General features: G+C 66.7%; 13 protein-coding genes and 1 tRNA gene. 12 read left to right on the top strand and 2 right to left on the bottom strand.

Annotation, left to right across the window (positions count from 1 at the left end; all coding sequences use genetic code 11):
• Positions 1-55 precede the first annotated feature (55 nt).
• The 6 genes from FJ953_RS25050 to FJ953_RS25020 all read left to right on the top strand — a co-directional run bounded on the left by FJ953_RS25050 (position 56) and on the right by FJ953_RS25020 (position 5,758).
• Positions 56-646, top strand: coding sequence for a cation diffusion facilitator family transporter (locus FJ953_RS25050; protein ID WP_140625275.1), 591 nt, complete (start codon positions 56-58; stop codon positions 644-646).
• Between the two features lie 133 nt (positions 647-779).
• The gene (locus tag FJ953_RS25045) at positions 780-1,805 is read left to right on the top strand and encodes a glucokinase (protein ID WP_140625274.1); all 1,026 of its coding nucleotides are present in this window, start codon (positions 780-782) and stop codon (positions 1,803-1,805) included.
• A gap of 108 nt (positions 1,806-1,913) precedes the next feature.
• Complete coding sequence (locus tag FJ953_RS25040; protein ID WP_140625273.1) at positions 1,914-3,836, top strand: ABC transporter ATP-binding protein; 1,923 nt, start codon at positions 1,914-1,916, stop codon at positions 3,834-3,836.
• The gene (gene dapB / locus FJ953_RS25035; RefSeq protein ID WP_140514168.1) at positions 3,833-4,675 is read left to right on the top strand and encodes a 4-hydroxy-tetrahydrodipicolinate reductase; all 843 of its coding nucleotides are present in this window, start codon (positions 3,833-3,835) and stop codon (positions 4,673-4,675) included. The genes FJ953_RS25040 and dapB overlap by 4 nt, the downstream gene beginning before the upstream one ends.
• Before the next feature lie 93 nt (positions 4,676-4,768).
• On the top strand, positions 4,769-5,389 hold the full coding sequence (locus FJ953_RS25030; RefSeq protein WP_140514169.1) for a 2,3-bisphosphoglycerate-dependent phosphoglycerate mutase: 621 nt from the start codon (positions 4,769-4,771) through the stop codon (positions 5,387-5,389).
• Positions 5,390-5,673: 284 nt separating this feature from the next.
• Positions 5,674-5,758: transfer RNA gene (locus tag FJ953_RS25020), tRNA-Leu, on the top strand.
• Positions 5,759-5,940: 182 nt separating this feature from the next.
• Here FJ953_RS25020 and FJ953_RS25015 read toward each other — a convergent pair.
• Both FJ953_RS25015 and FJ953_RS25010 read right to left on the bottom strand, forming a co-directional pair.
• Positions 5,941-6,117 (bottom strand): hypothetical protein, encoded by a 177-nt coding sequence (locus tag FJ953_RS25015; protein ID WP_181167591.1) that lies wholly within the window; start codon positions 6,115-6,117, stop codon positions 5,941-5,943.
• 97 nt (positions 6,118-6,214) lie between these two features.
• On the bottom strand, positions 6,215-8,311 hold the full coding sequence (locus FJ953_RS25010; RefSeq protein ID WP_140625326.1) for a transcriptional regulator: 2,097 nt from the start codon (positions 8,309-8,311) through the stop codon (positions 6,215-6,217).
• Positions 8,312-8,542: 231 nt separating this feature from the next.
• Here FJ953_RS25010 and FJ953_RS25005 point away from each other — a divergent pair, with 231 nt between their 5' ends.
• The 6 genes from FJ953_RS25005 to FJ953_RS24980 all read left to right on the top strand — a co-directional run bounded on the left by FJ953_RS25005 (position 8,543) and on the right by FJ953_RS24980 (position 14,941).
• Positions 8,543-9,631: a pyridoxal-phosphate dependent enzyme gene (locus tag FJ953_RS25005; RefSeq protein ID WP_140563774.1), complete on the top strand. Its 1,089-nt coding sequence runs from the start codon at positions 8,543-8,545 to the stop codon at positions 9,629-9,631.
• A gap of 12 nt (positions 9,632-9,643) precedes the next feature.
• Positions 9,644-11,128, top strand: a complete 1,485-nt coding sequence (locus FJ953_RS25000) for an aspartate aminotransferase family protein (RefSeq protein WP_140563772.1) — start codon at positions 9,644-9,646, stop codon at positions 11,126-11,128.
• 48 nt (positions 11,129-11,176) lie between these two features.
• Entirely contained in the window at positions 11,177-11,533 is a 357-nt protein-coding gene (locus FJ953_RS24995; protein ID WP_140524348.1) for a hypothetical protein, read from the top strand.
• Positions 11,534-11,648: 115 nt separating this feature from the next.
• Positions 11,649-12,020, top strand: coding sequence for a hypothetical protein (locus tag FJ953_RS24990; protein ID WP_140491675.1), 372 nt, complete (start codon positions 11,649-11,651; stop codon positions 12,018-12,020).
• Between the two features lie 107 nt (positions 12,021-12,127).
• The gene (locus tag FJ953_RS24985) at positions 12,128-12,754 is read left to right on the top strand and encodes a CDGSH iron-sulfur domain-containing protein (RefSeq protein WP_140625272.1); all 627 of its coding nucleotides are present in this window, start codon (positions 12,128-12,130) and stop codon (positions 12,752-12,754) included.
• Between the two features lie 147 nt (positions 12,755-12,901).
• Positions 12,902-14,941, top strand: a complete 2,040-nt coding sequence (locus FJ953_RS24980) for a hydantoinase/oxoprolinase family protein (RefSeq protein ID WP_140625271.1) — start codon at positions 12,902-12,904, stop codon at positions 14,939-14,941.
• Positions 14,942-15,113 lie beyond the last annotated feature (172 nt).

Raw genomic sequence — 15,113 nt, 5'->3', positions numbered from 1 at the left:
CGCCCCGGCGCTTCGCCGCCGTTCATTCGTTACCCCGCGAGCAGGAGGGCCGGCATTGCAAACGCAGGATATAGGCCTTCGCCGCGTCGTCCGGTGGGTGGCCCTTCTGAACCTGGGCTACTTCATCGTCGAGTTCGCCGTGGCATCTGCGATCGGCTCCGTGTCGCTGTTCGCGGACAGCGTCGATTTCCTGGAAGATGCCTCGGTCAATTTGCTTATTCTCGTTGCCCTGGGCTGGGGCGCACGCAGCCGCGCAAGGGGCGGCATGGCTCTGGCGGCGATTCTTCTGGTGCCTGCCTTGGCAACGCTCTGGACGGCTTGGGTCAAGTTCAACCTGCCGGTCGCGCCGTCGCCGCTGCCGCTGTCGCTTGCGGGCGCCGGGGCTTTGGCCGTGAACCTGTCTTGCGCGTTCATGCTGGCGCGCTTCCGCCATCACAGCGGCAGCCTGACAAAGGCCGCGTTCCTCTCCGCGCGGAACGACGCCTTTGCCAACGTCGCCATAATCGCCGCGGGCCTTCTCACCGCCGTGATCTGGCATTCCGCGTGGCCCGACCTGATTGTCGGCCTGGGAATTGCCGCCATGAACGCCGATGCGGCCCGCGAGGTCTGGTCCGCTGCCCGCGAGGAGCACAAAGCGGCAGCCTAGTCGCGGCCGTTCGACTTCATAAATCGGTCGTGCGCACCATCGGTTTCGAAAACCGTTTCCCTTTTCAAACTCATGCGCTAGTCAACGGGAGAACGGCAATGAGCCGTCGGGCGCCGGGGACGGACGAGAAAGCATGCCAAACACAGGCGACGACGACACGGCGCTGCGGTTCCCGATCCTGATCGGCGACATCGGCGGCACCAATGCGCGCTTCTCGGTCGTGCTCGACGCCAATTCGGAAGCCGGCGAGCCGGCGATCGTCCAGACCGCCAGCTACAACACAATCGACGAGGCGATCCAAGCGGCGGTGCTCGACCGCTCCTCGGTCCGCCCCAATTCGGCGGTGCTGGCGGTGGCCGGCCCGGTCGATGGCGACGAGATCGAGCTCACCAATTGCCCGTGGATCGTCAAGCCCCGGCAGATGTTCGCCAGCCTCGGCCTCAGCGACATCGTCGTGCTCAACGATTTCGAGGCGCAGGCGCTGGCCGTCGTGGCGCTCGGCGAAGAGCACATGGAAAAGATCGGCGGCGGCACGCCGGAGCCCAATGCAGGCCGCGTGGTGCTCGGTCCCGGAACCGGGCTCGGCGTCGCCGGGCTGGTGCACGCGCTGCGCCACTGGATCCCGGTGCCCGGCGAGGGCGGCCATATGGACATCGGCCCGCGTTCTAGCAGGGATTTCGAGGTCTTCCCGCATATCGAGAAGATCGAGGGCCGCATTTCGGGCGAGCAGATCCTGTGCGGACGCGGCCTGGTCAACGTCTACCGGGCGGTGGCCAAGGCGGACGGCAAACCGTCGCCCTTCACCACGCCGGCCGAGATCACCGCAGCGGCACTTGCCAGGACCGATCCGGTCGCGCAGGAAGCGCTGGAGATCTTCGTCACCTGTCTTGGGCGCACCGCCGGCGATCTCGCCTTGGTGTTCATGAGCCGCGGCGGCGTCTTTCTCACCGGCGGCATCGCGCAGAAGATCGTGCCGGCGCTGAAACAGGGCAATTTCCGCGCCGCCTTCGAGGACAAGGCCCCGCACAGCGAACTGATGCGCACCATGCCCGTCTATGTCATCACCCATCCGCTGGCGGCCCTTCTGGGCCTCGCCGCCTACGCCAGGAACCCTTCGCTGTTCGGCGTGCAGACCGCGGGCCGCCGCTGGCAGGCCTAGGCTGGGTCGCATGACGGACCAGGCGTCCGTCCGGTCCCCGCGACGAAGTTAATCAGCCGCAGGCATAGGCAAGCCGGCCGCTTGGCGCTAAGAGGGGCGCCAGAAGGGATGCCGTGTGCAGCCCGTCCCACCAAGCGGAAACCACGAAGCGCTCCCGATTTGACACTCCAAGCTCCACATAAGCAGAAAGCCACCCCTGGCGAGGTCTGGGCGGTGCTGCGCCGTATCATCGCCGAGAACGGCCGCGACTATTTGTGGTCCTACATCTTTGCCGGGGCCTGCCTGCTGGCGGTGTCCGCCACGACCGCTTTCACCGCCTGGATCATGAGCCCGGTCGTCAACCAGATCTTCTATGAGCGGCGCGGCGATCTGATCGTGTGGATTTGCGCCGGCGTCATGGGCGCCTTTCTCGTGCGCGGTTTCGCCGGCTACGGCCAGGCGGTGACGCTGGCGACCGTCGGCAACAATCTGGTTGCGCGCTACCAGCGCCGCATCTTCGATCACCTGATGAAGCTCGGCGTCGGTTTCTTCAACGACACGAGATCGGGCCGGCTGGCGGCGCAGGTCAACGAGAACGTCAACGGCATTCGCGACCTGCTGTCGATGACGCTGACGTCGATCGCGCGCGACGGGGTGACGCTGTTCGGGTTGCTCGGCGTCATGATCTACCAGGATCCGGTCCTGTCGCTCAGCTCGCTGGTGATCGGGCCGCCGCTCATCTACACCGTTGTCTACCTGATGCGCCGGGTGCGCCGCATCACCCGCGAATCGGTGCAGATCAACTCCCGGCTGATCGGCGCCATGCAGGAAGCCACGCAAGGCATCGCCATCGTCAAGGCCTTCACCATGGAGGACGAGCTGTCGCGACGCATCAGCCAGCTCGCCAACAGCGCCGAGCACCGCGGCAACAAGATCGCCCGGGTTTCGGAACGGCTGTCGCCGATTTCCGACATGCTGGCCGGTCTCGCCGTCACCGGCGTCATCGCCTATTCCGGCTATCGTGCGCTCGTCCTCGGGCAGCCGCCGGGCGCCGTCTTCTCCTTCATCACCGCGCTGATGCTGGCCTACGACCCGGCAAGGCGGCTGGCGCGCATGCAGGTCGGCATGGAGCGCGCGTTGGTCAATGCGCGCATGATCTACGAAATCCTCGATCTCGAGCCGCAGCAGGGCGATGCGCCGGGAGCCGCCGAGGCCAATTTCACCACGGGCGAAGTGCGGTTCAACAATGTGAGCTTCCGCTATGTCGAGGAGGCACCGGTCCTGCAGGACCTCAGCTTCGTCGCCGCCGCCGGCAAGATGACCGCCATCGTCGGCGCCTCCGGCGCCGGCAAGACGACGCTGGTGGCGCTGCTGCAGCGCTTCTACGACGTCGGGTCGGGTACGATCGAGATCGACGGCCAAGACATTTCGAAGATCACCAAGCAGTCGCTGCGCAGCTCCATCGCCTATGTTTCGCAGCAGCCCTATCTGTTCGAAGGCACCATACGCGACAACATCCGCTATGGCCGGCTCTCCGCCACCGACGCCGAGATCGAGCAGGCCGCGCGACTGGCCCAGGCCGACGGCTTCATCCGCCAGCAGCCGCTGGGCTACGACACGCCCGTCGGCGAAAACGGCGCGTCGCTGTCGGGCGGCCAGCGCCAGCGTGTGTCGATCGCCCGCGCCATCGTCCGTCAGGCGCCGATCCTGCTGCTCGACGAGGCGACCTCGGCGCTTGACAATGAGGCGGAAGCCAAGGTCCAGGAAGCGCTGACCCACGTCATGGAGGGGCGCACCACCATCGTCATCGCCCACCGGCTGTCGACGGTGGTCAATGCCGACCACATCATCGTGCTGGAACAGGGTCATCTGGTCGAACAGGGCACCCATGCCTCGCTGATGGCCGACCCGCACAGCGTCTATTCCCGCTTCCACCGGGTGCAGGGCAGGAAGGGCCTGGGGCTTGTCGATGACGGCGCGCCGATCCAAACTCCGGCGCCAGGGCCGACGCAACCTATCGAGACGCAGGGCATCGCCGGGAGCGCGAGATGAGTGAAACGCCGACAGCCGACAGACCCGCGGGCGATATGGGCCTGGTGGTGGTGGGCGCCGCCGGCCGCATGGGCCAGACGCTGATCCGCGCCATCCACACAATGCCGGGCGCACGCGTCGCCGGCGCGATCGAGCGGCAGGGATCGCCCTATCTCGGCAAGGATGCAGGCGAGCTTGCCGGCATCGGCATCATCAATGTGCCGATATCGGACGATCCGCTGCCGGCCTTTGCCGGGGCGGACGGCGTGCTCGATTTCACCGCCCCGGCTGCGACCGTCGAATTCGCCGGCTATGCGGCGCAGGCGCGCATCGTCCATGTCATCGGCACGACCGGCTGCTCGGCCGACGACGATGCCAGGATCGCCGCCGCGGCGCGCCATGCGACGATCGTCAAGTCGGGCAATATGAGCCTCGGCGTCAATCTCCTGGCGGTGCTGGTCGAACAGGCCGCGCGCGCCCTCGACGCCGGGGATTTCGACATCGAGATCCTCGAAATGCATCACAGGCACAAGGTCGACGCGCCGTCCGGCACCGCTCTGCTGCTGGGCGAAGCCGCCGCCGCGGGGCGTGGCGTGCCGCTTGCCGGCAACGATGTGCGCGTCCGCGACGGCCACACCGGCGTGCGCAAGCCGGGTTCGATCGGCTTCGCAACCCTGCGCGGCGGCTCGGTGGTCGGCGACCACAGCGTCATCCTGGCCGGCACCGGCGAACGCATCACGCTGGCCCACCATGCCGAGGACCGCACCATCTTCGCCCGCGGCGCCGTCAAGGCAGCCCTGTGGGCGCATGGCAGGAAGCCCGGCCTTTACTCGATGCGGGACGTGCTCGGGCTTGCCTGAAACGACCCCGGACCATCTTCATCCCCATGCAATTCCAGACAGAAAACCGCTTCCCACTTCTGCTGGAATTGCTCAGATCCCAGAGGAGCAAAAATGTCGAGAACCCTCGTGCTCGTGCGCCACGGCCAGAGCGAATGGAACCTGAAGAACCTGTTCACCGGCTGGCGTGACGTCGACCTGACCGAACAGGGCCACGCCGAGGCCAAGGCAGCCGGGCAGAAGCTCAAGGCACGCGGCCTGAAGTTCGACATCGCCTTCACCTCGGCGCTGGTCCGGGCGCAAAAAACCTGCCAGCACATTCTTGACGCCGTCGGCCAGAGCGACCTGAAAACCGTCCGCGACCAGGCGCTGAACGAGCGCGACTATGGCGACCTCTCCGGCCTCAACAAGGACGACGCGCGCAAGAAATGGGGCGAGGAACAGGTGCATGTCTGGCGCCGCTCCTACGACGTGCCGCCCCCCGGTGGCGAAAGCCTGAAGGACACCGGCGCCCGCGTCTGGCCTTATTACCTGCACGACCTCCAGCCGCATGTGCTGCGCGGCGGCACGGTCCTGGTCGCCGCCCACGGAAATTCGCTGCGTGCGCTGATCATGGCGCTGGACGGCAAGTCGGGCGAGGAGATCGTCAAGCTGGAGCTCGGCACCGGCGTGCCGGTCATCTACACGCTCAACGCCGATTCCACCGTGGCGTCGAAGGAAGTGCTGGAGGGCTGACCGGCAAGCGTCCCGGTCACCAAATTGTCAAAGTCGGCGCCGCCCCTCATTGTCCTGCCGGACATTTCTCCCCGTATAGTGACGGGGAGAAAGGGCTGGCCGCAACGCTGGTGATTGGCGAAACCGTTGATGAAAGCGCCCCTCTCCCCGTCACTATACGGGGAGAGGATGCCGGCAGGCAGGTGAGGGGCGGCGCCAACGCCCGAAACTGAGCCGGCGCGCGGCAGCCCTCGAAAAAAACCGCGTTGACACGCACCGCTTGCCCGCTTATTGAGCCCGCACCAGCCCAGATGGCGGAATTGGTAGACGCGCACGGTTCAGGTCCGTGTTCCGCAAGGAGTGGAGGTTCGAGTCCTCTTCTGGGCACCAAATTCCCGTCTCTGAACCGTTCGACGGTTCAGAGACTCGCAGAAAAAGCCCGGCTCGTCCGGGCTTTTTTGTTGCCTGTGCGACCGATCGCATCGTCATTCCCGCCAACAGAAAGCCGCGGGGATTTGCCCGACATCATGCGCACGCCTGCCGGGGAACGTGCGCTGTCGATGGCCGTGCCCTTATCGCACGGAGCCTGTCACCGTCCGGTCGATGGCGGGAACGGATTTGCGGTCGTTGCCGGCAAGTGCGGCTATGATCAGCAGGCTGGCGACGACCGGGACGAACAGGACCGCCACGCGGGCTTGTACGTAAAGAATGGCGCGCCATTCATTGCGCTTGTCAGGGCTGTCGCTCATCATACACTCTCTGTCATGCCCCTCCCGGGCGCTGACATAGCGACGAACGGTTAAACAACCCCTTCCGAAATCGTTAATCGGCGGGAATTGCGCGGGCTCAGTTCAATCCGATCCGCTTTGCGCCTTGCCGGAACAATGCCTCCGCGTCCGCCTCGAAACGGAACGTGCCGATGAAATCGTCGGCGCGGTAGTCCGGCAGCGCCTTGCGGAGGGCGGCGGCGAAATTGCGTGCCTCGTCGAGCCGCCCGGCCAGCGCCAGGCAGTGTGCTGCTATCGCCAGGATGATGGCGTGGGCATTGGGCCGCGCCGCCGCCTTCAGCGCCCATTCTGCCGCTTCCTCGAACTGGCCGAGCCGCACATGCGACATGGCGCGCGCGCCCAGCATGCCGAACAGCAGCGGGTCGAAAGGGCTGAGATGGCGCGAATGGTCGGAGGAGCCGATCGCCGACTGCGGATCGCCCGACTGCGAGTGGACGAAGGACAGCGCATAGTGGCCGAGCGCGAAATTGGGGCTGAGCTCCACTGCCCGTTCCAATTCGAAGAGCGACCCGTCCTGTTCGCCGCGCAGCCACAGCGCCCGGCCCATCGCCCAGTGCGCGGCAGGGTTCTGTTCGTCGACCAGGAGACTGTGCCCCGCTGTCTCGTAGGCCAGCGCGCTTTCGTGGTCGCGGTCGCCCCAGCGCTGGAAAGCGCTTTGCCAATGGGTGAAGGACAGGCCGGCATGGGCGCGGGCGAAGGTCGGGTCGAGCGCCGTCGCCACGCCGAAGAAGTGCTGCGCCAACTCGTTTTCCGGCTGGGTGAAGCGGTACATATGCCAGAGGCCGCGGTGATAGGCTTCCCAGGCGTTGAGCGAGTTGGGCGCCTTCAGCATCGCGCGGTTGCGCTCGACCGTCTCGATCTCGGCCGAGATCGACGAGACGATCGCGTTGCCGATATCGTCGAGCACGCCGAAGAGGTCGTCGGCCCGGCGCTCGAAGCTCTCGGCCCAGACGATCCTGGCCGTGCGAACCTCGATGAGCTCGACGGCGATGATGACGCGGCCGGCCAGGGTGCCCACCGTGCCGGTGGCGACATAGTCCACATTCAGCTGCCGCCCCGCTTCCTGCGGCGCGATGTTTTTCTCGGCGAGCGCGAAGACCGAGCCGCGCGCGATGACGAAGAAATCCCTGAGCTTGGCCAGACGCGTGATGATGTCATGGGTCAGGCCGTCGGCGATCCCGCCGCGCGTGCCGCAAGGGCCGGCAGTCTCGACGAACGGCATCACCGCCAGCGAGGCGTGGCTGGGCTCCACGCCCGCCGGAGCGGGCGACGGCGGCGATGCCGCGATGCCGGCGGGCTGCGCCGCAAGCCGATCTACCGCCGGCCGATCTACCGACGGCCGATCCGACGGCCGATCTTCCGCTGGCCGATCTTCCGCTGGCCGATCTTCCGCTGGCTTGTCGCGCAGCGCCTGCCAAGCCGCGCGCACCGGTCCGAAGTCGAGCCCTTCCGATTGGAACAATTGCGCCGTCGCCGTCAGGTGCTGCTCGGCCGCGCCGATGGCGCCGCGCCCGGCCAGATGCGTGAGCAGCGCCAGATGCGCGCGGCCGTCGAACGGCGCCAGCTCCACCCACCGGTCAAGACCGGCTGCTGCCGCCTCCGAACCGGGCGGAACCGCCGCGACAAGGTGCTCCAGCACGGCGGCGTGAGACGACTGGAAGCGGCGGCGCTGCGCGATCAGCCAACTCTCGAAAAACGGACTGCGGTCGAGCTCCAGACCGTCGAGAAAGTCGCCGGCGAACAGCTCCGACAGCGATCGCAGGCGCTCCGCGTCGAGGGAGGCGATCCCTTGCGCGGCGGCGGCGCTAACCTCCAGCGCGTCGACGAAACAGCCGTCGAGGCGCAATGCGACCGTGTCGTCCTGTGTCTCGACCCGACGGTGCCCCGGCTCGTCGAGGACGGCGCGAAGCTTGCTGAGGCACCAACGCAACTCGCCCCTGGGGTCGTTCGGAACATCCCACAAGAGCTCGCACAGCCGAGCGCGTCCGACCGGATGCGGCGCCAGCGCCAGATAGGCAAGCAGCGCGCGCAGCTTGCGCGATGCCGGCAATTCGGCCCGCACGCCATCGCGTACGACCGCGAACGGCCCGAGCAGGCGCACGGCAAGAGCGGGCTTGCCGCGATCCAGGCTCGGTCGAGCGGATTCCACGTGCATTTCCACGCTTGCTCCCACGCTTCCTCCCACGTTGGCCGGTCGGCCCTCGTTTTATCACCGAACACGGCATGAACGCACCCGGTTGCGAGTTGCGCGCCGGGATGCGGGCAGCCGCATTGCCGGCACGTCGAGCGACCCTAGCGCGGCAAGGTCTCGAAACCTCGCCGCCCAAGCCGCCGGTTTGTAACCGGCCCGTGACCGCAAGGTACCAACACAGACGAGGAGACAGATATGTTGCAGCAAGCAAGAATCAGAACCACGGCCGGCCGCGGCCGCCTGTTCGACAGCATTTTGGACACGGTCGGCGACACGCCGGTCATCCGCATCAACAATCTTGGCCCGGCCCACGCGACGATCTACGTCAAGGCCGAGTTCTTCAACCCGGCTGCCTCGGTGAAGGACCGGCTGGCGCTCAACATCATCGAGGAGGGCGAGCGCAGCGGCGCGTTGAAGCCGGGCCAGACCATCGTCGAGGCGACCAGCGGCAACACCGGCATCGGGCTCGCCATGGTCTGCGCGCAGAAAGCCTATCCGCTGGTCGTCACCATGGCCGACAGCTTTTCCGTCGAGCGCCGCAAGCTGATGCGCATGCTGGGTGCCAAGGTGGTGCTGACGCCGCGCGCCGAAAAGGGGTTCGGCATGTACAAGAAGGCCGTGGAGCTGGCCGAGGCCAATGGCTGGTTCCTGGCGCGACAGTTCGAAACCAGGGCCAACGCCGCCATCCACGAGGCGACGACGGCGCGCGAGATCATCAATGATTTCGCCGGCTCGCGGCTCGATTGCTTCGTCACCGGCTACGGCACAGGCGGCACCGTCGTCGGCGTGGCGCGCGTGCTGCGCCGTGAGCGGCCGGATGTGCGCATCATCCTGTCCGAGCCGGCCAACGCCCAGCTCATCGGCAGTGGCAAGGTGCAGCAGCGCGGTGCCGACGGGGCGCCCGCCGCCAGCCACCCGGCCTTCGAGCCGCATCCGATCCAGGGCTGGACGCCTGATTTCATCCCCAACGTGCTGCAGGAAGCGGTCGATGCCGGCCTCTATGACGAGGTGATGCCGATCGCCGGGCCCGAAGGCATCAAATGGGCCAAGGCGCTGGCGCGGAAGGAAGGCATCTTCACCGGCATTTCCGGCGGCGCCACCTTCGCCGTGGCGCGGCAGGTCGCCGAGAAAGCGCCGGCCGGATCGGTGGTCCTGTGCATGCTGCCCGACACCGGCGAACGCTACATGACGACGCCGCTGTTCGACGGCATCGATGCCGAGATGGACGCCGACGAGACGGCGCTGTCGCGCTCGACGCCCGGCTGCCAGTTCCCGGCGACTTGACGGGAGGCTGTCATGGACGTCGCGCAGGAAACCCTTGGCACTGTGGCCGAGGAGACGCTTGACCCCCTGGACTGGGCCGATGTGCAGGCCCTGTCGCACCGGGTCATCGACGATGCCGTCGACTATCTGCGCGCCGTGCGCGACCGCCCGGTCTGGCGGGAGGTGCCGGCTGACGTGAGGGAGGTCTTCGCCGCACCCCTGCCGCGAACGCCGGCGCGGCTGGCCGCCGTCTATGGCGAGGTCTCCCGCACCGTGATGTCATACCCGATGGGCAACATCCATCCTCGCTTCTGGGCCTGGTACATGGGCTCGAGCAACTTCACCGGCGCGCTCGGCGATTTCCTGGCGGCGATCCAGGGTTCCAACCTCGGCGGCGGCAACCATGCCGCCGGGCTGATGGACTGCCAGGTCGTCAACTGGTGCAAGCAAATGCTGGGGTTTCCCGTCTCGGCCAGCGGCACGCTGGTCAGCGGCGGTTCGATGGCAAACATGATCGGGCTGACGGTGGCGCGCAACGTCAAGGCCGGCATCGACGTGCGCGAGCACGGCGTTGCCGCCATCGAGAAGCCCCTGCGCTATTATGGCTCGGACCAACTCCATTCCTGTCACCGCAAAGCCATGGAGGCGCTCGGCCTCGGCAACCGGGCCTTGCGGCGAATACCGACCGGTGCCGGGCTGCGCATCGACATCGCCGCCTTGCGGGCGGCAATTGCCGAGGACCGCCAGGCGGGCTTCAAACCGGCCTGCGTCATCGGCAATGCCGGCACCGTCAACACCGGAGCGATCGACGACCTGCGGGCGCTTGCCAAGCTGGCGCATGAGGAAGAGCTCTGGTTCCATGTCGATGGCTGCATCGGCGCCCTGGTCGCCATCGCTCCGCAGAACGCCCATCGCGTCGCCGGCATCGAATGGGCCGATTCGATCGCGCTCGATCCGCACAAATGGCTGCACGCGCCGTTCGAGGCCGGCTGCGCCCTGGTCAGGGACGCCCTCGCGCATCGCCGTACCTTCGCCGTGACGCCCGAATATCTGGAATCGACGCCGCGTGGTCTCGCCTCCGGCGAATGGCTGCACGACTATGGTTTGCAGACGTCGCGCGGCTTTCGCGCGCTCAAAGTATGGATGGCGCTGAAGGAGCATGGCATCGACAAATTCGGCCGCCTGATCGACCAGAACATCGCGCAAGCGGCCTATCTCGCCGGACTGATCGAGGACGAGCCGTCGCTGGTGCTGATGGCGCCGACCACGATCAACATCGTCTGCTTCCGGCATCGGCTTGCCGGGGCGTCCGGCGAGGAGCTTAAGCGGTTCAACACGGAGATCATGCTGCGTTTGCAGGAACAAGGCATTGCGGCACTGTCGGACACGACGGTGCAAGGCCAGCATTGCCTGCGCGTGGCGATCACCAACCACCGGACCCGGCGCGACGATCTTCACCTGCTGGTGCGGGAAACGCTGCGGCTGGGACGCCAGATCGCGGCGGAGGCGGCTTCCTAGTTCGCGGCGGCCATGCGAGTCTGCTGGCATGATTCGAAAGGTCCAATCGTGACGCTCTTTCGCGCGGCCACACTCGCGGCATTGGTTTTCACCACCTCGGCTGGGGCTGCCGACATGGCTTTCTTCGTCAAGAACCAGCGCGGGCAGGCCGTTGCGGTCGAACTATTCAGCCGCGACCGCGAAACGGTCTGGCCGGGCGACGACAAGGTGTTCCTGATCGATCCCGGCTCACGCAAATCGGTGCCGATTTCGTGCAATGAGGGTGAACGCATCTGCTACGGCGCGTGGGTCAACGGCAATGACGCCATCTCGGCCGGCGTCGGCCCGGACAACGACCGGCCCTGCGACGATTGCTGTTTCATCTGCGTGCACCATTCGACCGAGACCGTCGACCTGGTGGAGTAGCGCCAATCTCCCCAAAATTAGTCCGGGATTGTCGCGGTCGCCCCCTTTAGCGATCGCTCGCCCCGTGCAATGCCCGCAAGGCGGCCGGGTGGGCCGTTTATTTTTGGGGGATATCATGTTCTACGCCTATGCGCGCCGCTCGCTGGCCGCGCTGTCTCTTGCCATGCTGCTGGTGCCGTCGGCCCATGCCGGCGACGTCACCTTCGCCATCAAGAACAGCCATCCCAATGCCATGCGCCTCGAGCTCTACAGCCAGGACCGCGACTATGTGTGGCCGGGCAACGGCAAGGATTTCTACCTCGATGACGGCGAGACCAGGCAATTGCCGGTCTCCTGCGACGAGGGCGAATCGATCTGCTACGGCGCCTGGGTCGACGGCGACGAAGGCACCTATTGGGGCGTCGGCCCCGGCGACAAGGAAAAATGCGACGATTGCTGCTATACCTGCAGCGGCGGCGAGACCGAGGAGATCGAACTGGTTCCCTGACCGGCTTGCCAGCTTGACGCTTTTCCTGCCTGGGGCATAGCCTGCAAGAACAGCACCCAAAGCACGCCGCATCCAGGCGGCGTGCGTCAGGCAACAGGAGCAAGGCGATGGCAGGTCCGGTCGAGGGCGAGAAGATAGACGTCGGCTTTGCCGGCCGGCGCTGCATCCATTCGCGCAATTGCGTGCTGGGCGATCCGCATGTCTTCGTGCCGAACGCGCCGGGAGAGTGGATCCATCCCGACGCGGCCAGCGTCGAGAAGATCGTCGCCATTGCCGAAAGCTGCCCGTCAGGCGCCATTACCTATGTCAGGAAGGATGGCGGGCCGCAGGAAAGGCCGCCGGTGGTCAACACCGTGCGCATCAGGGAAAATGGCCCGCTGGCCGTCCACGCCGAGATTATGCTCGACGGCGAGACGTTACACCGCGCCACGCTCTGCCGCTGCGGCGCGTCGCAGAACAAGCCGTTCTGCGACGGCAGCCACAACAAATCAGGTTTTGCCGCCACCGGCGAGCCGGCGCTGAAGGACACGCCGGCGCTGGACGCGCGCGACGGGCCACTCAAGATTACGCCGACGAAAGACGGGCCGCTCAAGCTCGAAGGCAATGTCGAAATCGTCACCGGCACCGGCCACACGGTCGACCGCACGCAACGCGCCTTCCTATGCCGCTGCGGCCATTCGGCGAACAAGCCGTATTGCGATGGGTCGCATAAAAAGGTTGGGTTCGTGGGGTAGGTTGACCCTGCCATTGAAGCTGCCAATCTCCCCCCTCGTGGGGGAGATCGAACTCCTCCCGTGGCCCAGCGCTCTCAGCTTTATCGTCCGGCCGCTATAGGTTAAGGGCGAGAAGCATTTTCCTATCTGCTCGGGCCATCATCAGACATGACCAAGACCAAGCCAAAACCTCTTTTCCTCGGCATCGACACCGGCGGCACCTACACCGATGCCGTGCTGTGGTCCGAAACCGAAGGCCCGCAGAGCGGGCCGAACAAGGGAAAGGTGCTGGCCAAGGCCAAGGCTCTGACCACCAGGCACGATCTCGCCGTTGGCATTTCCGGCGCCGTCGACGCGGTTCTGGAAAAAGCGGTCACCGATCCGGCCGCCATCAAGCTTGTCTCCATGTCGACGACGCTTGCCACCAACGCGCTGGTCGAGGGCCAGGGTGGCCGCGTCGCGCTGGTGATGATCGGCTTTTCCGAGGCGGACCTTGCCCGCGATGGGCTGAAGGCGGCATTGGGCACCGATCCGGTCGTGTTCTGCCCCGGCGGCCACGATGTGCATGGCAATACCGCCAAGCTCGATCTGTCCGGCCTCGAGGCGGCGCTGCCCGGACTCGGCGGCTCGGTCTCGGGCTTTGCCGTCTGCGCCTATTTCGCCACCCGCAACCCGGCGCACGAGATCGCCGCCCGCGAGCTGATCCGGGAGAAAACCGGCCTGCCGGTCACCGCGAGCCATGAATTGTCGGCCAAGCTCGGCGGCCCGCGCCGGGCGCTGACGACGCTGCTCAACGCCCGGCTGATCTCGATGATCGACCGGCTGGTGGCGGCGACCGAAGGCTTTCTCGAGGCGCGCGGCATCGCCGCGCCCCTGATGGTGGTGCGCGGCGACGGTGCGCTGGTGTCGGCGGCGTTCGCCCGCCAGCGGCCGATCGAGACCATTCTCTCCGGCCCGGCCGCCAGCCTGGTCGGCGCGCACCACATGACCGGATTGGAAAACGCGGTGGTTTCCGACATCGGCGGCACCACCACCGATGTTGCCGTGCTCGACAAGGGACGGCCGCGGCTCGATCCGGAAGGCGCCACCGTCGGCGGCTTTCGCACCATGGTCGAGGCCGTCGCCATGCGCACCTTCGGCCTCGGCGGCGATTCCGAAGTGGCGTTGGAAGACGGCGCTCTCAACCCCAGGCTCCTGCTTGGACCGCGCCGGCTGGTGCCACTGGCGCTGGCCGGCATGGTGCATCGCGAGGCCGTTCTGGCGGAACTCGAGCGCCAGCTGCGCGCGCCGAACACCGGCCGCATGGACGGCCGTTTCGCGGTGCGCACCGGCGTGCCCGACCGTCTTGCCGCCGGGCTGACTGCTCCGGAAGCAAGGCTCTATGAAGCGATCGGCGCAATGCCCTTGCCCCTCGACAGGCTTTTGACCTCGAATGCCCAGAACGCTACCCTGAACCGCCTGGTGTCGCGCGGGCTGGTGCACATTTCAGGTTTCACCCCGTCGGATGCGGCGCATGTGCTTGGCAAGCAGGCGAACTGGGATGCCGCGGCCGCCCGCCTCGGCGCAGAGCTGTTTGCCCGCAAGCGCGACGGCCGCGGCCAGGCGATCGCGGCCTCTCCCGAGGCGATCTCGGAGCGCGTGCTGGCCGCGCTGACGCGCTGGTCGGCCGAATATATCCTTCAAACCGCCTTCGCCGAGGACGGGCTCGACGGCGCGGCCACCGTTGCGCATGCGCTGGTGCAGCGCGCCGTCGACGCGCATCCCGGCATTGCGCGCCTGAGCGTCGCGCTCGACCGGCCGGTGATCGGCCTCGGTGCCTCCGCGCCGCTGCACTATGCCGGACTGCCGCCATTGGTCGGCAATGACTGCGTGGTGCCTGATGACACCGACGTCGCCAACGCGCTCGGCGCCGTTGTCGGCCAGGTCCGGGTATCGGCGGAGGCGCGCGTCAGCCAGCCCAAGGAAGGTCTGTTCCGTCTTGCCTCGGGCGAAACCGTGCGCGATTTCCTCGACGAGGCGACGGCGATCGCGGCCGCCGAGGCCGATGTGCGCAGCATCGCTGCGCAGCGCGCCAGGGATGCCGGCACTGATAGCGCCGAGATCGATGTCGCGACCGAATTCCGCGTCTCCACCGTCGAAGCCCAGCGTATGTTCATCGAGGCACATGTGGTGGCGGTGGCTTCGGGCAGGCCACGGATCGCGGTGTGATGGAGGGTGTAATCTCCCCCCTTGTGGGGGAGATGGCCGGCAGGCCAGAGGGGGGCGCTGTCCCGCCAGCGTCTCGGAGCAGCGCCCGCTCATACTCGACGTCGACCGACTGCACGAAATACCGAAACTTGCCGAGGTCGGCATTCCTTCGCGCCCCCCCTCTGCCCTGCCG

This window comes from Mesorhizobium sp. B2-3-6 (genome assembly GCF_006442305.1).
GTDB lineage: Bacteria > Pseudomonadota > Alphaproteobacteria > Rhizobiales > Rhizobiaceae > Mesorhizobium.
Note: the sequence above shows the minus strand (reverse complement) of the source record. Positions and strands in the feature narration are given on the sequence as shown.

Bases quoted from the DNA above. Each gene is read 5' to 3' on its own strand.
- FJ953_RS25040 (WP_140625273.1), top strand. From the start codon at position 1,914: ATGCCGTGTGCAGCCCGTCCCACCAAGCGGAAACCACGAAGCGCTCCC.
- FJ953_RS24990 (WP_140491675.1), top strand. From the start codon at position 11,649: ATGTTCTACGCCTATGCGCGCCGCTCGCTGGCCGCGCTGTCTCTTGCC.
- dapB (WP_140514168.1), top strand. From the start codon at position 3,833: ATGAGTGAAACGCCGACAGCCGACAGACCCGCGGGCGATATGGGCCTG.
- FJ953_RS25045 (WP_140625274.1), top strand. From the start codon at position 780: ATGCCAAACACAGGCGACGACGACACGGCGCTGCGGTTCCCGATCCTG.
- FJ953_RS25010 (WP_140625326.1), bottom strand. From the start codon at position 8,311: ATGCACGTGGAATCCGCTCGACCGAGCCTGGATCGCGGCAAGCCCGCT.
- FJ953_RS25015 (WP_181167591.1), bottom strand. From the start codon at position 6,117: ATGAGCGACAGCCCTGACAAGCGCAATGAATGGCGCGCCATTCTTTAC.
- FJ953_RS24985 (WP_140625272.1), top strand. From the start codon at position 12,128: ATGGCAGGTCCGGTCGAGGGCGAGAAGATAGACGTCGGCTTTGCCGGC.
- FJ953_RS25000 (WP_140563772.1), top strand. From the start codon at position 9,644: ATGGACGTCGCGCAGGAAACCCTTGGCACTGTGGCCGAGGAGACGCTT.
- FJ953_RS24980 (WP_140625271.1), top strand. From the start codon at position 12,902: ATGACCAAGACCAAGCCAAAACCTCTTTTCCTCGGCATCGACACCGGC.
- FJ953_RS25030 (WP_140514169.1), top strand. From the start codon at position 4,769: ATGTCGAGAACCCTCGTGCTCGTGCGCCACGGCCAGAGCGAATGGAAC.
- FJ953_RS25005 (WP_140563774.1), top strand. From the start codon at position 8,543: ATGTTGCAGCAAGCAAGAATCAGAACCACGGCCGGCCGCGGCCGCCTG.